At 41.6% G+C, this 21,686-nt stretch carries 17 protein-coding genes; 7 read left to right on the top strand and 10 right to left on the bottom strand.

The features are described 5' to 3' along the window. Window positions 1–65: 65 nt before the first annotated feature. The 3 genes from aceA to WAX86_RS03550 all read right to left on the bottom strand — a co-directional run bounded on the left by aceA (window position 66) and on the right by WAX86_RS03550 (window position 4,604). A complete protein-coding gene (gene aceA, locus WAX86_RS03560; protein ID WP_044176442.1) occupies window positions 66–1,373 on the bottom strand; it encodes an isocitrate lyase in 1,308 nt (435 codons plus the stop codon). Between the two features lie 71 nt (window positions 1,374–1,444). Beyond that, entirely contained in the window at window positions 1,445–3,037 is a 1,593-nt protein-coding gene (gene aceB, locus WAX86_RS03555; RefSeq protein ID WP_376788113.1) for a malate synthase A, read from the bottom strand. A gap of 670 nt (window positions 3,038–3,707) precedes the next feature. Next, window positions 3,708–4,604 (bottom strand): hydrogen peroxide-inducible genes activator, encoded by an 897-nt coding sequence (locus WAX86_RS03550; RefSeq protein WP_065170055.1) that lies wholly within the window; start codon window positions 4,602–4,604, stop codon window positions 3,708–3,710. Between the two features lie 130 nt (window positions 4,605–4,734). On the opposite strand from WAX86_RS03550, the gene WAX86_RS03545 reads away from it, so the two are divergent. The 4 genes from WAX86_RS03545 (at window position 4,735) to WAX86_RS03530 (ending at window position 8,362) form a co-directional block, all read left to right on the top strand. Continuing rightward, window positions 4,735–5,343: a peroxiredoxin C gene (locus tag WAX86_RS03545; protein WP_005300830.1), complete on the top strand. Its 609-nt coding sequence runs from the start codon at window positions 4,735–4,737 to the stop codon at window positions 5,341–5,343. Between the two features lie 256 nt (window positions 5,344–5,599). Further along, window positions 5,600–6,337: a copper homeostasis protein CutC gene (locus WAX86_RS03540; RefSeq protein ID WP_341489115.1), complete on the top strand. Its 738-nt coding sequence runs from the start codon at window positions 5,600–5,602 to the stop codon at window positions 6,335–6,337. 290 nt (window positions 6,338–6,627) lie between these two features. Further along, window positions 6,628–7,365: a YadA C-terminal domain-containing protein gene (locus tag WAX86_RS03535; RefSeq protein ID WP_239970499.1), complete on the top strand. Its 738-nt coding sequence runs from the start codon at window positions 6,628–6,630 to the stop codon at window positions 7,363–7,365. A 229-nt stretch (window positions 7,366–7,594) separates the two neighbouring features. Beyond that, window positions 7,595–8,362, top strand: a complete 768-nt coding sequence (locus tag WAX86_RS03530; RefSeq protein ID WP_044176451.1) for a hypothetical protein — start codon at window positions 7,595–7,597, stop codon at window positions 8,360–8,362. A gap of 59 nt (window positions 8,363–8,421) precedes the next feature. On the opposite strand, the gene phoU is transcribed toward WAX86_RS03530, so the two are convergent. The 4 genes from phoU to WAX86_RS03510 are packed head-to-tail and all read right to left on the bottom strand — an operon-like array spanning window position 8,422 to window position 13,914. Then, complete coding sequence (gene phoU, locus WAX86_RS03525) at window positions 8,422–9,132, bottom strand: phosphate signaling complex protein PhoU (protein WP_005300841.1); 711 nt, start codon at window positions 9,130–9,132, stop codon at window positions 8,422–8,424. 14 nt (window positions 9,133–9,146) lie between these two features. Next, complete coding sequence (gene pstB / locus WAX86_RS03520; protein WP_106340114.1) at window positions 9,147–9,965, bottom strand: phosphate ABC transporter ATP-binding protein PstB; 819 nt, start codon at window positions 9,963–9,965, stop codon at window positions 9,147–9,149. Window positions 9,966–9,991: 26 nt separating this feature from the next. Beyond that, window positions 9,992–11,629, bottom strand: a complete 1,638-nt coding sequence (pstA, locus tag WAX86_RS03515; RefSeq protein WP_341489114.1) for a phosphate ABC transporter permease PstA — start codon at window positions 11,627–11,629, stop codon at window positions 9,992–9,994. A 29-nt stretch (window positions 11,630–11,658) separates the two neighbouring features. Continuing rightward, window positions 11,659–13,914: an ABC transporter permease subunit gene (locus WAX86_RS03510; RefSeq protein WP_341489113.1), complete on the bottom strand. Its 2,256-nt coding sequence runs from the start codon at window positions 13,912–13,914 to the stop codon at window positions 11,659–11,661. 183 nt (window positions 13,915–14,097) lie between these two features. Between WAX86_RS03510 and WAX86_RS03505 the strand changes: the two genes are divergently transcribed. The 3 genes from WAX86_RS03505 to ppx all read left to right on the top strand — a co-directional run bounded on the left by WAX86_RS03505 (window position 14,098) and on the right by ppx (window position 18,255). After that, window positions 14,098–14,619 (top strand): glycine cleavage system protein R, encoded by a 522-nt coding sequence (locus WAX86_RS03505; RefSeq protein WP_036764327.1) that lies wholly within the window; start codon window positions 14,098–14,100, stop codon window positions 14,617–14,619. A gap of 74 nt (window positions 14,620–14,693) precedes the next feature. Further along, entirely contained in the window at window positions 14,694–16,751 is a 2,058-nt protein-coding gene (gene ppk1, locus WAX86_RS03500) for a polyphosphate kinase 1 (protein ID WP_376788112.1), read from the top strand. Next, entirely contained in the window at window positions 16,741–18,255 is a 1,515-nt protein-coding gene (gene ppx, locus WAX86_RS03495; RefSeq protein WP_341489111.1) for an exopolyphosphatase, read from the top strand. The genes ppk1 and ppx overlap by 11 nt, the downstream gene beginning before the upstream one ends. Here the strand turns inward: ppx and WAX86_RS03490 are convergent. From WAX86_RS03490 to phoB, 3 genes are all read right to left on the bottom strand, one after another. Further along, window positions 18,218–19,306 carry a PstS family phosphate ABC transporter substrate-binding protein gene (locus WAX86_RS03490; protein WP_138241894.1) on the bottom strand — a complete coding sequence of 363 codons (1,089 nt, stop codon included), beginning with the start codon at window positions 19,304–19,306 and terminating at the stop codon, window positions 18,218–18,220. The two genes, ppx and WAX86_RS03490, sit on opposite strands and share 38 nt — an antisense overlap. Then, entirely contained in the window at window positions 19,306–20,616 is a 1,311-nt protein-coding gene (gene phoR, locus WAX86_RS03485; protein WP_005300860.1) for a phosphate regulon sensor histidine kinase PhoR, read from the bottom strand. Before phoR ends, WAX86_RS03490 begins: the two co-directional genes overlap by 1 nt. Window positions 20,617–20,732: 116 nt before the next feature. Next, complete coding sequence (gene phoB, locus WAX86_RS03480) at window positions 20,733–21,422, bottom strand: phosphate regulon transcriptional regulator PhoB (protein ID WP_005300864.1); 690 nt, start codon at window positions 21,420–21,422, stop codon at window positions 20,733–20,735. Window positions 21,423–21,686 lie beyond the last annotated feature (264 nt).

Genomic DNA, 21,686 nt, shown 5'->3' with positions numbered 1-21,686 from the left:
TAGAAAAAATAGCCGCAATGTTTATCACGGCTATTTTTGTACCTAGCATCTAACGCTCTTTATGATTATTTAAACTGATCTTCTTCTGTTGATCCGGTTAATGCCGTTACCGAAGAATTGCCACCTTGAATAATATTGGTCATCTTATCGAAATAGCCCGTTCCCACTTCTTGCTGATGAGCAACAAACGTGTAGCCTTTATCTGCCGATTCAAATTCGCGACGCTGCACCATTTCAACATAATGACGCATACCTTCACCTTGTGCGTACGCATGGGCCAATTCAAACATGTTAAACCACATATTATGAATACCCGCTAAGGTAATAAACTGGTATTTGTACCCCATATCCGAGAGAGCTTGTTGGAACTCGGCAATGGTTTTTTCATCAAGGTTTTTCTCCCAGTTAAACGATGGAGAACAGTTATAAGCCAAAATCTGATCGGGATATTGCGCATGAATCGCCTCAGCAAATTTACGCGCTTCTTCTAAACACGGCGTCGCGGTTTCACACCACACCATATCAGCATACGGAGCATAAGCCAGACCGCGTGCAATGGCTTGATCAATACCAGCACGAACACGATAAAAGCCTTCTGAACTACGCTCACCTACAATAAAATCTTTGTCATAAGGATCGCAATCGGATGTTAACAAATCTGCCGCATTCGCATCGGTTCGCGCAATAACCAAAGTTGTGGTTCCCGCGACGTCGGCCGCTAAACGTGCAGCAACCAATTTTTGCACCGCTTCTTGGGTTGGAACTAAAACCTTCCCTCCCATATGACCACATTTTTTCACCGAAGCGAGCTGATCTTCAAAATGAACCCCTGCTGCCCCTGCTTCTATCATATGTCGCATTAGTTCGTAGGCATTTAACACTCCACCAAATCCGGCTTCAGCATCGGCCACTATCGGTAAGAAATAATCAACACCCTCTTCTGGCGTTACACCGTTAGCCCACTGAATCTGATCTGCACGACGAAATGAATTATTGATTCGCTTAACCACAGCGGGGACCGAATCAACAGGATAGAGAGATTGGTCAGGATACATGGCCGATGCACTGTTATTATCAGCAGCTACCTGCCAACCTGATAAATAGATCGCCTCAATACCCGCTTTGGCTTGCTGCACCGCTTGTCCACCCGTTAGAGCACCTAAACAGTTCACATACCCTTTTTTTGCACTGCCATTGATTAAATCCCATAGCTTATCGGCTCCGCGTTGAGCAATGGTATGCTCAGGCAGTACTGAACCTCGTAAATTGACCACATCTTCAGCCGAATAAGTACGCTTTACATTTTTCCAGCGTGGATTTTCAGCCCAATCTTTTTCAATTGCTTCAATTAACTGTTGGCGTGTTAGTGTCATGTCTCATCCCTCATGCTAACCGCGATCACTCGCATCTCTATTTCAATTTCATCTAATTCACTTTTATTTCATTAATCTAAATACTGATACCCAGGTAGAGTTAAAAAGGTTTCTAGCTCATCACTGGTTGTTATTTCATTCATAAATTTCGCCGCTTGCTGATAATTTCCCAGCTCAAAAATACGGCTACCTAATTCCTGCTCCAAGACAGCCATTTCTTCGGCAAGCATTTGCTCAAATAAGGCTTTAGTGACCACTTGACCGTTAGAAAGTGCTTTACCGTGTTTGATCCACTGCCAGATAGAAGCGCGAGAAATCTCTGCTGTTGCCGCATCTTCCATCAAGCCATAGATAGGTACACAACCATTGCCGGAAATCCACGCTTCGATGTATTGCACAGCAACCCGAATATTGTGTCGCATTCCCTCTTCTGTACGATCGCCCTCACAAGGTGCCAGCAACTCGCTTGCCGTAATAGGAGCATCATCACTACGGGTCACATCCAATTGGTTGGAGCGAGAGCCAAGAACTTGATCAAACACCGCTCGTGCAGTATCAGCCAAGCCTGGATGCGCTACCCACGTACCATCATGACCGTTATGGGCTTCTAATGATTTATCTGTTTGGATTTTATTGAGTACCCACGCATTGCGTTCAGGATCTTTATCGGGAATAAAGGCAGCCATTCCTCCCATCGCAAATGCACCACGGCGATGGCATGTTTTAACTAACAGTCGGGAATAAGCATTAAGGAACGGTTTCTCCATTGTCACCACCTGACGGTCTGGCAATACACGATCAGGATAGTTTTTTAAGGTCTTAATATAGCTAAAGATGTAATCCCAACGACCACAATTAAGGCCAACAATGTGCTCTTTTAGCGCATAAAGAATTTCATCCATTTCAAATACAGCAGGCAGCGTTTCAATCAATACTGTCGCTTTAATAGTGCCACGAGGTAACTCAAACAGGTCTTCGGTAAAGCTAAAGACTTGGCTCCACCACGCCGCTTCTTGATGGGACTGCAATTTAGGCAGATAAAAATAAGGCCCACTGCCTTTTTCTAGTAAAGCTCGATGGTTGTGATAAAAATACAAGGCAAAATCGAGCAAAGCACCCGGTATTGGCATCCCATTAAAATAGATATGCTTCTCAGGTAAATGCAGACCACGAACGCGACAAATAAGCACTGCGGGGTCATCTCTGAGTTGATAGTGTTTACCGGTTGTCGGGTTGGTATAACTTATCGACCCCAATATAGCATCACGTAAATTACGTTGACCTTGGATCACTTCATCCCAAACGGGAGAAAAAGAGTCTTCAAAATCAGCCATAAAAACTTTCACGTTGGCGTTAAGAGCATTAATCACCATTTTCCGTTCTACAGGCCCTGTGATTTCCACACGACGATCTTGAAGATCTTTGGGAATCGATTGGATCTGCCACTCACTATCACGGATAGATTGTGTTTCAGGTAAAAAATCGGGTAATTGACCATTATCAATCAGAGCTTGGCGCTGCTCACGAGCTTGGAGCAGATCAGAGACCTGAGCAGCAAAGCGATCCGTTAACTGCTCAAGAAAAGACAGCGCTTCTGTTGTGAGAATCTCTTGTTGTGCTTCGGTTATCGCCACCTGTAATGACAATTTCATTTGATGATTCATTGGCATTGTCATAGCGCCCCTCATTTGTAAGTTAATAACCACTTCTAGTGGTAGCAGGTAATGAAAATAAGATCAAAAAAATTATTAACACTTTATAAACACTGCCGAAACAAAATCAGAAAAGCAACTAGACCAAAGTATGAAAAATAGATCAAAAGTAAATTAATCTTTAATAATCAATAGAGTATAGAAACTAGAGCAATAACTTAAAACACTAAATTAAAACGAAATATAGAGAATTGCTTCAAATACCTGTAATACCCATTATGTGTAAGATGTTACGTAATTAAATTACAGAAATTATCTTAGCCGTAAATAGAAGAAATACGTTTTAAACAAATAGTGACTTAACTTTCTATAAGAAATTTTCTAATAAACAAAGAATTAAAATGAAAGAGAGATCAGATTCAAACAATAATCGATTCAAGAGAAGTAAATTGATATGAATTAGTTTGCAAAGCGAAACATAATTTATCTACAAAAGAGGGATTTTTATCGTTTTCCCCGCAAAGAGAAACATCATTAAGAGCATACAGATAATTCTTAAATAATAAAAAATATTAGCAATTAGCACTAAATTTCAGATTATCGGTAAAGATTCACATGGCAGGAATAAAAAAAGAGGACATAAAGCCCCCTTCGTTTATTAAATATTACCTTAAGTGTCGTATCAAAGAAGATCTGACACAATTTCAGCCAGCTGATTAAAGACATGAGTTCGGCTAGAGGTTGGTCGCCAAACTAAACCAATCTCACGATACGCTTCCTGACCTGGCGGCTCTAATACAACCAGATTTTGGTTATCTAGGATCCCGTGTTCAATTGCCATTTGTGGAATAAAGGTCGTACCTAAACCATTTGCAACCATTTGAACTAAGGTATGCAAACTGGTTGCAGTAAAGGGGTTGATCTTCTCCTTGGTTGTTAACTTACATGCCGATACCGCGTGATCAGTCAGACAGTGCTCTTTCTCTAGAAGAAATACTGATTCATCAGGTAAATCCGCATAACGTAATGGAACCGTTACACTATTGGCTTGCTGTTTGCTAATTACCATTTTAAAAGCATCACGACCCACAACCTTGCTATGCATGCCATTAATCTCAACAGGTAGAGCTAAAATTAAGACATCCATTTCACCACTTCGTAGTGCCGCCAAAAGGTTTGTTGTGGTATCTTCACGCAACAATAGATGCAAGTTAGGGTGAAGTCGATTCACTTCTTGCACTAAATCACACAATAAAAATGGAGCAATGGTTGGAATACATCCAATACGAAGTTGGCCTTCCATCGCATCGCCACGACAGCTTGATAGCTCAACCAAGTCCTGAGCTCGAGCTAGTAATTCACGCGCTCGAGTCACCACTTGATCGCCAGTTGCTGTAAATACCAACGACTTGTTATCTCGCTCAATAAGTTGGCAGTCGAGTAATTCTTCTAAATTTTGAATTCCTGAGCTCAAAGTTGATTGGCTCACGAAACACTTCTTTGCCGCCTCACCGAAGTGACGCGTTTCAGATAAAGTGACTAAATAATGCAGCTGTTTAAGTGATGGAAATTTATTCATCGTTATTTTCGATTACTTCAATCTATTTATTCCGCTTTTTCCAATCTACCAGTTTCGCTATAGTTTGTCTCGCACGAGTAAGGAGCCAATTCAAAAATTGGTAACAAACCAGAATTTTAGGAGCACCAAAATGGTACTAGTAGGTCGTCAAGCACCAGATTTTACTGCTGCAGCTGTTCTAGGTAACGGCGAAATCGTTGATAACTTCAACTTTGCAGAATTCACTAAAGGTAAAAAAGCGGTAGTTTTCTTCTATCCACTAGACTTCACTTTCGTATGTCCTTCTGAGCTAATCGCTTTTGACAAGCGTTTTGAAGATTTTCAAGCTAAAGGCGTAGAAGTAATTGGTGTTTCAATCGACTCTCAGTTCTCTCACAACGCATGGCGTAACACTGCTGTTGAAAACGGCGGTATCGGTCAAGTTAAATACCCGCTAGTTGCTGATGTGAAGCACGAAATCTGTAAAGCATACGACGTAGAGCACCCAGAAGCTGGCGTTGCTTTCCGTGGTTCTTTCCTAATCGACGAAGATGGCATGGTTCGCCACCAAGTAGTAAACGACCTACCTCTAGGCCGTAACATTGATGAAATGCTACGTATGGTTGACGCACTAAACTTCCACCAGAAGCACGGTGAAGTATGCCCAGCACAATGGGAAGAAGGTAAAGCTGGTATGGATGCATCTCCAAAAGGTGTTGCCGCTTACCTATCTGAGCACACAGAAGATCTAGGTAAGTAATTGCCTATAGTGCCAAGCTCAACGGCACTTAAACTAACGAACGCATATGCGTAAAGCCAAAGTTAGCTTAAAATAAAAAATTATGAGGCCCGGATACACCGGGCCCTTTTTTATCCAAATTTTATTACCCTACTCTTTATTCTTATCAGTTGTAATAAAAATCATCTCAAGCTCTCATTCTCTTATCTAACTGTTCGTCTCTTTTTACCAATTCCTCTACACTGAGACCCCCTTTCTCGCTATTTTGTATTAAATAATGACTTTCCAACTTGAAGTTTGTATCGACAATATTGAATCTCTTCATCTAGCTCAACAAGGTGGTGCAACCCGCATTGAACTGTGCTCATCTCTCGCTTTAGGTGGATTAACGCCAAACTTTGGTTTTATGCAAGCTGCAGCCAAATATGCCCAAGTTCCAGTCTATGCCATGATTCGGCCTCGCCAAGGGGATTTCCTGTTTACCGATCAAGATATGGAAATTATGTTGGCTGATGTACATGCAGCAAAGCAAGCAAGCTTATCCGGTGTTGTACTTGGTGTTCTTACCGATCAAGGACAGGTCGATAAAGACCAATTAAAAGCATTAATCCATCAAGCACAAGGCATGGGTGTCACGTTCCATCGCGCCATCGATCAATGTATCGACCCTATGGCAACTCTTGATATTTTGATGTCTCTAGGTTGTGAGCGAGTTCTTACTTCAGGCCTTAAAGCCAACGCTTATGATGGTAGAGAGATGCTAAAAGAAATGGTGACATATTGTAGTGAGCGGCTGTCTATTATGGCGGGAGCTGGTGTGACTGCAGACAATGTTGGGCAGATTATTTCAGATACCGGAGTTAGAGAAATTCATTTATCGGGTAAAACGACCCGACCAAGTCTTATGAAAAACTACTCCAATCAAGCCTATATGGGTAATGCTGATATTGACGATTTCGCGATCCCAGTAACAGACGCTAATAAAATTGCAGCGGTTGCCAAGCAGTTGTTTTAATTAAAGTATCGAGTAACTTGGGTATATAGCCTTATATCCAAGTTACTTATGTATAGAACTCAAACCTGAATTCTCCTTTTCATTCATTTCTCAACACCTCATAAACATCCTTTATTATCTTTAATCCATCCCTCTTATTAATAAATTTGATTCAATATTGATATAAAGAGTTGTAATTAGATGAATTAATTAAATATTTTTATTATTCCTCTCGTCGAAACGGATAAGACAATAACAAGAGCAGGACGCTCATTTAGTGATTTATCAATTAATTATGACGAGAGTTCCAAATGAAAAAAACGACTATTGCCCTATCTCTTTCTATGATGATGTCTTCAATGGCGATTGCCGCTACACCAAGTCAACCAATTGAGCATGTAAAGCCAACCCAGCCTATTGAGGCAACGCCAAGTAACCCGATTGAGCCGCCAAAACCAACACATCCAATTGAAAATGTAAGACCAACACAACCTATTGAGGCAGCACCTAGTAATCCGATTGAACCACCAAAGCCAACACACCCGATTGAGAATGAAAAACCATCTCAACCTATTGAGGCTGCGCCAGAAAATCCAATTGAAAATACGAAACCATCTAATCCAATAGAAGCTGCTCCTGAGAACCCAATTGAAGTTCCAGCAACACCAGAGCAACCTATTGTTGTTGACCCTGATTTTGGCGTGACACCAAAATCAAATGATACTGTGCGCATTGATAACTTAGAAAAATCTTTCCAATCTTTTGCCGAAGAAACACAACGTAAGTTCAGTGAATTAGATGAGCAAATGGATGGGGTAAGAGCAGGTTTACACGCAGTAACTAATGCTCGTCCATACGTTACCAACGGTCAATTTGCAGTCGGTGCAGGTGTAGGATTTGCAGGCTCAAAAGAAGCTTTAGCCCTTGGTGGTGCTTATGGGATCAATGAAAACTTAAGTGTATCAGGAACCTTCCATTACGAAACGAGCGGTAAATATTCGTCATCAGAAGTTGCAGGCGGTGTCGGTTTACAATACAGCTTTAACTAAAATAACTTTAACCGATTGAAATTTAACGATAATAACAAAATTATCATGAATATTATATCAACTCCATTTTGACCATTTGGTTACTCTCGCCCTTCGTTTACCTTTAGAAGGGCTTTTTTGATCGTATTTACAATCTACATCACACTTCTTTTTATTTTTACATCTAACCTATAAGTGCATGCAATTGCATACACAAACTACAATAAACAACGTTAGCAGGTTAGAAATAATGAAAAAACTATATTGTCTTATTGCTCTCATGGTTTGTAGCTTAGCTTCAAACGTATTGGCACACGAGTTTTACTATCCATCTGATACTAAAGAGCGTCAAATAGCTGCAAATATGCCTACGCTCTCCACTAATTTAGATACCATTCCGTACTCATATTTACTTTATGGCTTTACTCTGCATGTAGAGATTAATGGTGCAGAACTTAACACTACAGATGTAAATGCGATTCGTAATGCGACAACAGTATCAACCCCCAATGTAGTTCGTCCTTACAGGGTCAGCAATAATACAATCAGTTATCGGATATCAGGGAACCATGATTTAAGGGTCATTAATTTTATGACTCTTAGCATAGATCAAAACGTTTTATCCGCCCCTCATAGCCTTTCTATTACTTTGCCAGTATTTCAAGATATTGCGCCTCCTGACACACCGCATCCAGATGCAAATAAAACAGCGGCGTTAACAGTAGCATCAGTGAAAGCAACAGACTTCCTTGATGGATCAGGTGTTGTCTTTACTATGACCTTAAATGAAGGCGCATTTTTACCTGGCTGTGCAGATCCTATTGCTCATAGCATCATGAATACCAGTAATGTTCAGGGTCTTGTTCGTATTTGGCATAAAACCTCAAATCGCGTTGAGTTTGTTGTTCAAGGCGGCTATTACACACCAGATAGTGGTAACTGGAACTTTGAATTAGCACCTGAAACAACTTCTCTCAATCGAGTACTTCATGTTAGTACTCCAATTATCCACGAATAATAGATAAAAAAAGGTCGCCACATTTACAATGTTGGCGACCTTCTTGTTTCTTGTATCGATTAATCGAGCATAGTACCAAAATCATCTGGTTTGGTATGGCGAACGTCTTTACCCTTCACAAAGTAGATAATGTACTCACAAATGTTTTGACAGCGATCACCCACTCGCTCAATAGAACGTGCCGCCCACATCACTTTCATTACATTAGGAATGGAGCTTGGATCTTCCATCATATGGGCCATTAGCTGTCTGACTATCGACTCATACTCTTGATCAATTCGATCATCTTCTTGGTACACTTCTATTGCGGCTTTAACATCCATACGAGCAAACGCATCTAACACCTCATGCAGCATTCGAACCGTATGCTGGCCAAGAGATTCTAAAGAAACCAATAGGTTATATTGCTTATTACTAAAGCTCTCTAATGCGACTTTAGCAATACTTTCTGCCACATCGCCAATACGCTCAAGATCAGTAATTGTTTTTATAATAGCAATAACCAAGCGTAAATCACTCGCGGTTGGTTGTCGCTTTGCAATGATCCGAGTACAGGCTTCATCAATGGCAACTTCCATCGAGTTTACTTTATGATCTTCAATAATAACCCGTTTGGCCAAATCAGCATCTTGCTTATGTAGTGCTTTTAATGCATCGGCAAGCTGCTGTTCGACTAGGCCACCCATCGCCAATACATGAGTTCGAATACTCTCTAACTCATGGTTAAACTGTCCTGATATATGACGACCTAAACTGATATTGCTTAGCACGGTATAATAACTCCTTAACCGTAACGACCTGTAATGTAGTCTTCTGTGCGTTTTTCTCTTGGGGTGGTAAAAATATCATTAGTGCTGGCGTATTCTACCAATTCACCCATATGCATAAAGGCAGTTTGATCCGATACTCGAGCGGCCTGCTGCATATTATGAGTCACAATAATAACGGTATATTTGGTTTTCAGCTCATTAATCAGCTCTTCAATCGTCAATGTTGAGATAGGGTCCAACGCAGATGTTGGCTCATCTAACAATAGCACTTCAGGCTCTATTGCTATGGCACGAGCAATGACCAAGCGCTGCTGCTGACCACCAGAGAGACCGAAAGCATTTTCATGTAGTCGATCTTTAACTTCATCCCATAACGCCGCACCACGCAAAGAACTTTCGACCGCATCATCAAGCACTCGTCTATCCTTTACACCTTGTAGTCGTAACCCATAAACCACATTTTCATAAATAGACTTAGGGAAAGGATTCGGACGCTGAAAGACCATTCCAACTCGACGTCGTAACGCGGCAACGTCAACCTTTTTATCATAGATATTTTGACCATTTAATACGATCTTGCCATCAATATGACACTCTTCAACCAGATCGTTCATCCGGTTAATGCAGCTTAATAAGGTCGATTTACCACAGCCAGAAGGCCCGATAAAAGCCGTCACTTGGCCTTTCGCTATACGCATATTGATATCAAATAGCGCTTGAGATTTACCATAAAATAAGTTTAACCCTTCTATGGAAAGCGCGGTTTGCTCTTCGGGTAACGAGGTTAAATCTAATGATTGATATAACCCTAATGTCGGATCTATGGTTAACATAAAATACGGGTCCTTAACATTGCTCGCTACTGTTCCAAAGTGCGGTATTTTTCTCGCAAATAGTTACGAATGCCAATGGCAGTTAAATTCAAACTGATAATCACAGTCACTAATAAAAATGATGTCGCGTAAACTAAAGGTCTTGCCGCTTCTACATTTGGGCTTTGAAAAGCAACATCATAAATATGATAGCCCAGATGCATAAACTTACGATCTAAGTGAACATAAGGAAAATGTAAATCAACAGGTAACGTCGGAGCCATTTTTACAACCCCTACCAGCATTAATGGCGCTACTTCACCAGCAGCTCGTGCGACCGCCAAAATTAACCCAGTCATAATTGCAGGACTTGCCATAGGTAACACTATACGCCATAACGTTTCAGACTGCGTTGCCCCTAATGCCAATGAGCCATTGCGTACTGAATTAGGAATGCGGGCCAATCCTTCTTCGGTTGAAACGATCACCACAGGTAATGTCAAAATGGCTAAGGTTAATGCCGACCACAAAACACCTGGTGTACCAAATGTCGGCGTTGGCAGCTGGGCAGAAAAGAACAAGTCATCGATAGTTCCGCCCACCATGTAAACAAAGAAGCCAAGACCAAATACCCCATACACAATAGAAGGTACGCCAGCTAAATTAATAACGGCAATTCGAATCACTTTAGTAAATGCATTCTTCTTAGCGTACTCATGCAGATAAACAGCCGCCATTACACCAAGGGGGGTCACTATAATACTCATCAGCAGCACCATAAAAACCGTACCGAAAATGGCTGGAAAGACACCCCCCTCAGTATTAGCCTCTCGCGGTTCTTCACTGAGAAACTTTCCGACTTGATGACCCCAATGAGCTATTTTTTCGATTAATGTCAGGTTATTTGGCTGCCAGACATCCAACACTTGATCCATTGGCAGTTTGACTTGCTTTCCCTGACTATTGCGAACAATGATCCCACTATCAGCAAGTTGATTTTGTAATGAAAACAGATGACCTTCCATCTGCTTATATTCCAACTCTAACTGACGACGTTGACGCTCATACTGCTGTATTTTGTCCGGCTCAGCTTGTCCTTTTAGCTCCGCTTTTCGATGTTGAATACGTAGCTGTTCCAATTGCCAATTGACGCTTGCAATCTCAACTTGCTGCAATTGCTCAAGATCGTGACGAAGCTGTAAAGTTTTCTCTTTTAACTGGAGATAATCATGAAAAGGCAGTTCAACCTTACCTTCATAAATCGCCACCGGATAACCGTAGAATTTGCCATTTTTATCACGATCGACCACAACCACATTATCGGCTAGTTGTTGCTGAACAATATGAGTACTCAGAACAGTGACAAAGTCTGAACCATTTTGCTCTCGGTTGCCTACTTTAATCACATAGCGTGTTATATCATCTAAGTTTGCAGGATCCAGTTGAACCCCAGCTTCCAGTAATTGTTGCCTAGAGATCATTTGCTGATCGTAAATCTCACCTAATAATGAATGTGTTTTTCCATTCGATGTAATATCAAATCGATAGACTGAATCTGGCCAGAAGTAACTCAGACCTTTCCAGCCTATCAAAAGTAGCAATCCTAATACGGCAAGCAAACTCACACTGACCGAGCCTGCTGTGAGCCAAATCCAAGGAGCACCGGATTTAAACCATTTAATCATTATTCTTTTTCTTTTCCTTCTGCCAGAGACTATAAAGAACGGTATTTTTCTCTTAATCTCTGACGTACTAGCTCAGCAATGGTATTAAAAACAAATGTGGCAACAAACAAGACAAATGCCGCTAAAAATAGCACGCGATAATGAGAACTCCCCACTTCCGATTCTGGCATCTCAATCGCAATAGTCGCGGCTAATGTTCGCATCCCTTGCAAAATATTCCAGTCCATCACAGGCGTGTTCCCCGTCGCCATTAAGACTATCATGGTCTCTCCCACCGCACGTCCTAATCCCATCATAACCGCAGAGAAAATACCTGGACTAGCAGTTAAAAGAACCACTTTGGTTAAGGTCTGCCAATGGGTTGCACCAAGAGCAAGAGAACCATTAGTTAAATGTTTAGGGACAGAAAAAATCGCATCCTCAGCAATAGAAAATATGGTCGGAATAACCGCAAAGCCCATCGCAATACCTACGACAAGTGCATTGCGCTGATCATAACCAATCCCTAATTCATTGGTGACATAACTTCTGACATCACCGTGAAACAGCCACTGCTCAATCCAAGGGCTTATTGCAAAACAGCCATAAGTAAGCAGAGCAATAACTGGCATCAATAAAGCAATGTGCATCCCATTAGGAATTTTATGACGCCAGCGACCCGGTAAAATAGACCACAATAGCCCCACCAATAACATGGTAAGAGGAAACAAAACCAAGATCATTACAATGCCTGGTAGATGTTTTTCCACGATCGGAGCCAACCAAATACCAGCAAGAAAACCCAGGATCACCGTCGGCAATGCTTCCATCAGTTCAATGGTTGGTTTTACAACACGACGCATCTTACTGGACATAAAATACGCGGTATAAATTGCCCCACCCAATGCTAAAGGTATAGCAAAAAATAGCGCATAAATTGCCGCTTTAAAGGTACCAAAAACGATTGGCACTAAGCTGAGTTTTGGCTCAAATTCATTACTAGCTGAGGTCGACTGCCAGACATAATCAGGCTCACTGTACCCCTCATACCACACTTTTTGCCATAATGACGATAAGCCAATCTCTGGATGTAAATTATCAACACTATAACTTTTCCACTGTTCGCCATTTAGTGTTAAGAGCAAATTGGCTCGGGGAGAAATAGCGACAAAATCGGGTAAGGCTGTAAACAGTTTTTGCTGATAAATAATGTTATGTTCAGAGGTAAAATATGCTGAGACAGTCCCATCTTGCTGAATGGCGTAAAACCCCTTACGAAAATACTCAGGGATCAACTTATAAATTGGGCTGGCAGAAAATTCAAACTCTCGGGCATGAACAAGAGTTCGCTTGCCATCTTTCACCACTTCAAACCACTGATTAACGGTATTATCACTGTCTACCAATAACAATGATTGCGCACCAGAAAGTAAGTACATACCAACCGGGATAGTCTTATCATCAGAAACACTGACCACTTGACGAATCATGGCCTGCTGCTTAGTTAGCTTAACGACATAGAGTTCTTTACCACTAAGGGCATATAAGGTCTTACCATCGGGCGTCACATCAAAATCAGTTACATTGGCAGGCAATCCAATAATTGGGTAACGATTATACTGCCATTGATGTTGACTGCTATCGAGCCCGTGAGTCCAAAAAACCATGGCATAAAACTGGCCCGACTGAGTCTTACCCACTAAAGCAGCATCACCTTCTCGTCCTGAAATCGCCAATTTCACCAAAGGCTCTCCCTCTGGTGCTAACTGTAGTGCTTGCTTGCCAGCCGGATAGAGCAACTCTGGTACAACGGTTTTATGACCATCGGCAAAATGCGTGACAAAATCCGGTTTGACCACCATAGCTTGCCCTTGCTCAGTACCGTAAACAAACAACTGATCCCGCGGCAAGCTTGCAGCAAAGGCTGTTGGGTTAGTGATGACTGACTTTGTTGTTACTAAATGGCTTTGTTGAGAAGCTGAGCTATCTTGCTCGGTTAGCGTTTTTTCAGCCTGAAATAAACGAACAAAATCGACCGTTCCTTCAAATGAAAATCGATACGCTAATTGATTATTATCATCCGTACCAAGAGCTGCGGTGTGCCCTTGTAGTGGCAGAGAAAATTGCTGTGAAGGTTTAACGGTGACCGAAGAAAAAATAGGGCCAATAACATAGAGCAAATAAAAGAAGATCAAAACCAAAGTAATAAGTACAGAAATACCGCCTGCAGTTACCCCCACTCGCGCCCAAGAATCTTTAATTCGGCGAAGTCGGTCACTGGCAAATAAAGAATCGGCATTAGCCATTATTACCTCGAATCGATTTATACGGTTAGCAATAGTAGAACGGTATTATGACACTTTTGTGACAAGTTTATTCCACTGTCATCATTTCGTTTTACCCTGTTTTTTAATTCGAACTATGCTTATTCAATAGCCCATCAATACACTTAATTTCACACTCGTTAATTCATTGACAAGGAATGTATTATGACCCAATTACTCGTGACCATTATCGGCCAAGATCGTACCGGCTTAGTCGAGCGTTTATCCGATACCGTTTACCAAAATCATGGCAACTGGCTACAAAGCTCACTAAGCCAACTGTCCGGACAATTTGCGGGGATTATTCAACTTGAAATAGAACCCCACCACATAATGCAACTTAGCCAAGCATTATCGCAAATAGATGAACTCCAGATCCATATTGTTGAAGCCCAAAGCCAAAAAACTGTTAGCTTTGACAACTATTTACTTCAAGTTACAGGCAATGACCGTCCCGGTATTATTAAAGAAGTGACAGCACATCTAACCCAATTAGGCATTAATATCATTAAACTGACCTCTCAAACCCAAAGCGCACCCAACTGGGGTTATCCCATTTTCTCCGCGAATTTTGAGTTAGAGTTGCCAAACGCCTTAACAATAGGTGATGTACAAGCGCACCTTGAACAACTTTCTGATGATCTCACCATGGATTTGTTAACAGCAGATGAAATAGCAACTGTTTAATTCGATTATAAATACCTTTTTGTTTCTATTTTTTCTATGATAGAAACATTTAATTGTCGAATAATACTCACTATATGGATATGCGTTTTATTAACAAAGAACTCAGTTGGCTGAGCTTTAATCATCGCGTTTTACAAGAGGCTGAAGATAGTAGCGTGCCTCTTATTGAACGAGCGCGTTTTCTGGGGATTTATGCCAATAACCTAGATGAGTTTTACAAAGTTCGCATTGCTGAAATTAAACGTCATATCCTTATCGAGTCAGAACGAAATAAAGGTGATAATGCTCAACTGCTTTTGGCACGACTGCAACAGAAAATAGACCAACAAAATGAACGCTTTACTGCGGCCTATGATCACATTATTCATGCACTACAAAAGCAACACATTCATCTCAACGGTATTGAGTCCTTAGCGGGATATCAGCAAGCATGGCTCCAGCAATATTTTAGCCAGAATATATTGCCTCATCTCACACCTCAGTTGCTTAGCGTCCATAGTCAGTTTCATAATCATGGTAGTTATTTGGCTGTGATTATCGAGCAAGAAGATAACCAAATTTATGCCTTGGTTGATATCCCAACTCAACTGGATGTTTTTATTAAAATACCGACTCACCACGCTACCCATCACCATCTGGTTTTTTTAGATGAAGTAATTCGATTTTATCTGACAAAACTGTTTCAACCGCTGTTTTCCTATCGTCAGCTTCACTGCTACGCCATTACCATTACCCGTGATAGCCAATTAGATTGGAGCTTAGATGAAGAACAATCAGTGTTAGACAAACTTTCGCTAAGTTTAACCCAACGATTATCCGCACCAACGGTTCGTTTAGTCTATCAAGACAATATGCCAGACGCTCTGTTACAGTATTTATGTCAACTGCTCAATATTGATGATCCTTTAAGCCTTCAGCCTACGAATAATTTTCATAACGATAAATGGCTTATGCAGTTTCCATCTATTGGCAATGATCATCTTGTACATCCCAAACTGCCACCATTAATAAGTACTCAGCTTGCTAAAAATTCCAATCCATTTTTAGCCATATCGGCTCACGATGTCTTACTTTATTATCCTTATCACGATTTTCTGCCACTGACTGAGTTAATCCGTTTAGCGGCCTTTGATCCCTTAGTTCATAGCATCAAAATCAATATTTACCGTTTAGCCTCACAATCTCGTATTGTTCGATCTCTGATTCAAGCAGCCAAAAACGGCAAACAAGTTACGGTTATCGTGGAGTTACAAGCTCGATTTGATGAAGAAGCCAATTTATCTTGGGCCAAACAATTACAACAAGCAGGGGTTCGCGTTTTATTTGGGGTTCCGGGATTAAAAATACACTCAAAACTGTGCTTAATTACACGCTCAGAACATGGGAAATGGGCTCGTTATGCTCATATTGGGACCGGAAATTTTAACGAAGACAGTGCTCAGGTTTACACTGATTTTTCTCTATTAACAGCAGATAAAAAGTTAACAAAAGAAGTTCGAGATGTCTTTCGCTATATTGCTAATCCTTACTATGATTGTCAGTTTGAACATCTGCTTGTCTCCCCACGAAATATGCGACAAAAGCTCTATCATCTGATCAAACAAGAGCGAAAAGCCGTTAAGCAAGGATATATCGGAAAAATTGTATTAAAACTGAATAACCTAACGGATGAAGGCTTAATCGAAAAGCTGTATCAAGCCAGCCAAGATGGGGTGGAAATTACCTTGATTATTCGAGGTATGTGCAGCTTACAAACCGAAGATGATAGTTTGAGTAAAAATATTCGCGTTATCAGTATTGTTGATCGCTTTCTCGAACATTCTCGAGTGATGATTTTTCATAATCAAGGACAACCTGATGTGTATATCTCATCGGCAGACTGGATGACTCGAAATGTAGATCGTCGAATCGAAGTCGGATGTCCTATTTATGATCCGCAACTTAAACAAACTATTATTGATATAATGGCACTGCATCTGCAAGATTCCGTAAAAGCACGAGTTATCGATGCAAAGCAGTCTAATCAATATCGCCAGCGAGTAACAACGGGCAAAAAAGTTCGGTCACAACTGGCAATTTACCGCTATCTAAAACGACAAGAAAAGCTCTTGGGGAGACAGCATGAACAGTGAATACAAAGCACCTCGCGAGATTGCTGCCATCGATCTGGGTTCAAACAGTTTTCACATGGTTGTTGCTCGTATTATCGGTAATAGCTTACAAATTATCAGTCGACATAAACAACGGGTTCGTTTAGCTTCTGGCTTAGATAGTCATAACAACCTCAACCAAACGGTTATACAACAAGGGCTTCAGTGCTTAGCCATGTTTGCCGAACGGTTACAAGATTTTCCTCAAGCCGATGTCAGAATCGCAGCAACCTATACTTTGCGCCAGGCTAAAAATGCCCATATTTTTCTAAAACGTGCCGAGCATTATTTACCTTATCCTATTGAGATAATTCCAGGAACAGAAGAAGCTCGATTAATTTACCTTGGCGTGGCTCATACTCACGAATCGATGGCACAAAAGCTAGTCATTGATATTGGCGGTGGCAGTACTGAGCTAATTATTGGCTCTGGATTTACACCACAGCTGCTCTATAGCAAACATATGGGGTGCGTCAGCTATAGCCAACGTTTCTTTGCTGATGGAAAACTAAATAAACGCAACTTCCATCAAGCTCAGTTAGCTGCCAAGCAAAAACTAGAAAGTATCGCCGAACAATACAAAGCCTTAGGATGGCAATTTGCTCTGGGTTCATCAGGTACTATCAAAGCAATACGTGAAGTATTAGAAGCCCAAAACCCAGCGCTCAATGAAGGTGACATTACTTTAGCGAAACTGACTCAGCTTATTGAGCAGATGATAAAGTGTAAAAAAATAACCCAATTGGATTTACCTGGATTAAGTGCTGATCGCCAACCGGTTTTCGCAGCAGGTGTTGCTATCCTCTCGGCCATTTTTCAAGAATTGAATATTGCCACACTATCTTTTTCCAATGGCGCATTGCGGGAAGGATTACTCTATGAAATGGAATCTCGCTTTCGCCAACAAGATATTCGCACACGAACGGCAAAAGCCTTAGCGAAGCAATATCATGTTGATGTCCACCAGGCGACTCGAGTAAAAGAGACGGCGCTGTATTTATATCGTCAGTTAACACCATCAGAAGATAACAACAGTGAGCTAACGTCACTACTCAATTGGGCTGCATTACTTCATGAAGTCGGGTTAAGCATTAGCTATCCTGGTTTTCATCGCCATTCTAGCTACTTATTGCGTTATTCCACCATGCCAGGCTTTAACCTTGAGCAACAAACCTTACTTGCCACGTTAGCCCGTTTTCAACGAAAAAGCCTTAAACTGACCGAGATGGCCGAGCTCTCACTGTATAGCCGCAAACAAATTTATCCAATGATCCGAGCTTTGCGCCTTGCTGTGATCTTTAATGGTCAGCGACGTGGATTACCTCATCCAACTATCCACCTCAAAGCCAACCAGCAACATTGGCATCTAACTTTGCCTTCTGAATGGCTTAAAGAAAATCAACTGCTAGAAGCCGACTTAGTCCGTGAGCAAGCCTACTGGCACAAAGTTAATTGGCAGCTGAGTTATGGCCAAGACCTAACTTAATCAGGTCTTGTTCCACAACGGATTGCGGCACTGGAACATAGCCATCTTTTTGCACTATCTGCTGGCCATCTTGTGAGAGAACAAAACGAAAGAACTCTTGTACAATAGGCGCTAATGGCTTGTTTGGTTTCTTATTGACGTAAACATACAAGTAACGAGCAAGGGGATAGCGACCTGATACTGAGTTATCAATGGTCGCTTCTACATATTCGTTGCCTTCTCGGGCGATGGGAATAGCACGAATACCCGTTGTTTTGTAACCAATTCCCGAATAACCAATTCCGTTAAGAGAGGTAGATACCGATTGTGCAACCGATGCAGAACCAGGTTGCTCATTGACGTTACTGCGAAAATCTCCTCGACATAACGCACGTTTTTTAAAATAACCGTAAGTTCCTGATACTGAGTTTCTGCCAAATAGCTGAATTGGGCGATGTTGCCAACTCCCCGTTAGGCCCAGTTGCCCCCAACGTGTAATAGGTTCTACAGCACCACACTGATACGTTCGAGAGTAGATCGCATCGAGCTGTTTAAAGTTTAGCCCTTTTAATGGATTATCCTCATGTACAAACACGGCTAATGCATCAATGGCAACTCGGATTTCAGTGGGTGGGTAGCCATATTCGTGCTCAAATGCTTCAATCTCTTTGGTTTTCATCTGACGACTCATCGGCCCAAGCTGAGCTGTTGCTTCCGTTAGTGCCGTCGGTGCCGTTGATGACCCCGCCGTTTGAATTTGAATATGAACGTTCGGATAGCGGCGCTTAAACTCTTCAGCCCAATAGGTCATTAGATTTGCCAAAGTATCTGAGCCCGACGATGACAAATTGCCCGAAATACCACTGACTCGATGATAGTGAGGCAACAGTAACGTCAAAGCTTCATTAGTCGAGCTTGGTTGGTTATCTGTTCGATTCTCACTGCTATAACTGCCTAATTGAGCGCTTTGAACATCAAGCGGAGAAGTCGTCAAATTTTGGGTAAAAGCTGCCGAGCAATACCCCAAGGTACCGATTACCACGATTTGACTGAACCGCCAGCCCCTTTTCATTACGCAACCTCAGCTTGTGCAACTAAACGGTTTGGCAGCACAAAAGAGAATGTACTCCCTACGCCAACTTCACTTGCAATATCTAAGTGTGTATCGTGGTGACTTAAGGCGTGTTTAACAATGGCTAAGCCCAGTCCACTCCCCCCCGTTTCACGAGATCGCGCTTTATCAACACGATAGAAACGCTCAGTTAAACGATGAATATGCTGTGGGGCGATCCCTTCACCACTGTCAGTCACTTCTAATTTAGCGCCAGTTTTGGTGTTATACCAACGCACCGTAATCGCGGCATTTTCAGGAGTGTGTTTTACCGCATTGTACACAAGGTTCGAAATTGCACTGCGCAACTGATCTTCATCGCCATGGACTTTCAAAGATCGATCAATCTCAAAATGAATCTGTTGATTTTTATCGCCACTAAGTGATTGTGCTTCTTTCTCTAATAGATCCAGCATCTTTGGCACATCAACCACTTCTTCCAAATCAATCGTTGGTGCCGCTTCAATTTTAGATAGAGTAAGTAGCTGCTCCACTAATGCATTCATCCGTGATAACTGCTCGGTCATGACACCATGAGCTCGTGTCCACATCGGCCCAACTAACATATCAGGATCGCTCGACATCTCTAGATATCCTTGCAGAACCGTCATCGGAGTACGCAATTCATGAGAAACATTGGCAAAGAAGTTACGACGCATGCCTTCAAGTTGTTTGAGTTGAGAAACGTCACGAACCACCATCAAATATTCGCCTTCCGTATAGCGTACAATACGCAGTTCCAACGTACGGTCGTAGTTCATTGGGGATGTGATTTCAATAGGATGTTCAAACTGCTGATGGGCCAAATAACGGCCAAAGTCGGGGCTGCGTAGCAAATTGTTGATCGGTTGACCTGCATCATCGGGCCAACGAAAACCTAATAAGTTTTGCGCTAATTTGTTACACCAAACGATATTACCTTCACTGCGAAACACTACAACCGCATCGGGTAGAGATTCGGCACCATTACGGAAACGGCGAATCAATGTGGCCAACTCACGACGACGACGGCGGTTACGCTGCTGCAAACGATAAATACCATTAAACAGTGGTTCCCAACTGCCTGTACTGGTTGGAGGGGTTAGGCTGCGCTCATTCCACAACCAATTAGACATTTTTAATTGATTATGAAAGTGCCAAATAAGTTGAATCCAAGTGGCGATCAGTAAAAACCACGGTAAATAACCAAAGATCATACCCAGTACGATCCATGGCAAATAAAACAGAACCAGTTCCCACACCAGTTTTTTCCATGACAGTCTTTCGACCATGTTCCACTCCCGTAACAACGTTCTGCTTCGTTGCTACTTTTTATACCACTTTTTTGATACAGCAAAGCTGCAAACCTGAGCTTGCAGCTTTATGTCGTTCGTTCTTTAATGATGCATTAAGTGCGAGTTGAAAAACGATAACCTGCGCCACGAACCGTCTGAATTAATTTTTCATGACCACTGGCTTCAAGGGCTTTACGTAAACGTCGAATATGAACATCAACAGTGCGATCTTCAACATAAACGTTCGTTCCCCAAATGTTATTGAGTAACTGCTCTCGACTGTAAACACGCTCTTGATGCGTCATAAAGAAATGCAGCATCTTAAACTCAGTAGGCCCCATATCTAACGGTTCATCATTGGATGTCACACGATGAGAAACAGGATCTAATTTCAAGCCTTGCACATCAATAGTATCGTCTAATGCAGTAGGCGAAACTCGACGCATCACCGCTTTTAAACGAGCCATTAATTCTTTAGGAGAAAAAGGTTTTGTAATGTAGTCATCAGCCCCAACTTCAAGGCCACGAACTTTATCTTCTTCTTCCCCACGAGCGGTCAACATAACAACCGGGATCTGACGAGTTAACTCATCACGTTTAAGATGTTTAATTAAATTAATGCCCGAGCCACCAGGTAACATCCAATCCATTAGAATCAGCTCAGGATAAGGTTCGCATATTTTTTCTAGAGCACTGTCGTAATCTTCAGCTTCAATCGGTTGATAGCCTTTTTGCTCTAGCACAAAACACAACATCTCACGAATCGGTGCTTCGTCTTCTACTACAAGAATCCGTCTTACCATAATCAAATATACCTAGTCGTTTCTGTCTCTGTCGAGCGTCATTATGTGGGGTAATTATGACACTTTTGTGACTAAGTGCGATAAAAAACTCACTGTTCACTAGCTATCTTATTGCCTATTACGATAAATATATTGACTCGATCACCTTTCATTGGCGAATCAATAAAGAAAACGGGCTAGTGACAAAATAATTCACCAACCCGCTGTAATTTATGAGCCACATTTACCATAACTACATGATAAAACGTATGTGATAAAGATCCC

Origin of the sequence: Photobacterium damselae subsp. damselae, assembly GCF_038086725.1 — a bacterium.
GTDB lineage: Bacteria > Pseudomonadota > Gammaproteobacteria > Enterobacterales > Vibrionaceae > Photobacterium > Photobacterium damselae.
This window is presented reverse-complemented; position numbering and strand designations above follow the sequence as displayed.

Bases quoted from the DNA above. Each gene is read 5' to 3' on its own strand.
- aceA (WP_044176442.1), bottom strand. From the start codon at position 1,373: ATGACACTAACACGCCAACAGTTAATTGAAGCAATTGAAAAAGATTGG.
- aceB (WP_376788113.1), bottom strand. From the start codon at position 3,037: ATGAATCATCAAATGAAATTGTCATTACAGGTGGCGATAACCGAAGCA.
- WAX86_RS03550 (WP_065170055.1), bottom strand. From the start codon at position 4,604: ATGAATAAATTTCCATCACTTAAACAGCTGCATTATTTAGTCACTTTA.
- WAX86_RS03545 (WP_005300830.1), top strand. From the start codon at position 4,735: ATGGTACTAGTAGGTCGTCAAGCACCAGATTTTACTGCTGCAGCTGTT.
- WAX86_RS03540 (WP_341489115.1), top strand. From the start codon at position 5,600: ATGACTTTCCAACTTGAAGTTTGTATCGACAATATTGAATCTCTTCAT.
- WAX86_RS03535 (WP_239970499.1), top strand. From the start codon at position 6,628: ATGAAAAAAACGACTATTGCCCTATCTCTTTCTATGATGATGTCTTCA.
- WAX86_RS03530 (WP_044176451.1), top strand. From the start codon at position 7,595: ATGAAAAAACTATATTGTCTTATTGCTCTCATGGTTTGTAGCTTAGCT.
- pstB (WP_106340114.1), bottom strand. From the start codon at position 9,965: ATGTTAACCATAGATCCGACATTAGGGTTATATCAATCATTAGATTTA.
- pstA (WP_341489114.1), bottom strand. From the start codon at position 11,629: ATGATTAAATGGTTTAAATCCGGTGCTCCTTGGATTTGGCTCACAGCA.
- WAX86_RS03510 (WP_341489113.1), bottom strand. From the start codon at position 13,914: ATGGCTAATGCCGATTCTTTATTTGCCAGTGACCGACTTCGCCGAATT.
- WAX86_RS03505 (WP_036764327.1), top strand. From the start codon at position 14,098: ATGACCCAATTACTCGTGACCATTATCGGCCAAGATCGTACCGGCTTA.
- ppk1 (WP_376788112.1), top strand. From the start codon at position 14,694: ATGGATATGCGTTTTATTAACAAAGAACTCAGTTGGCTGAGCTTTAAT.
- ppx (WP_341489111.1), top strand. From the start codon at position 16,741: ATGAACAGTGAATACAAAGCACCTCGCGAGATTGCTGCCATCGATCTG.
- WAX86_RS03490 (WP_138241894.1), bottom strand. From the start codon at position 19,306: ATGAAAAGGGGCTGGCGGTTCAGTCAAATCGTGGTAATCGGTACCTTG.
- phoR (WP_005300860.1), bottom strand. From the start codon at position 20,616: ATGGTCGAAAGACTGTCATGGAAAAAACTGGTGTGGGAACTGGTTCTG.
- phoB (WP_005300864.1), bottom strand. From the start codon at position 21,422: ATGGTAAGACGGATTCTTGTAGTAGAAGACGAAGCACCGATTCGTGAG.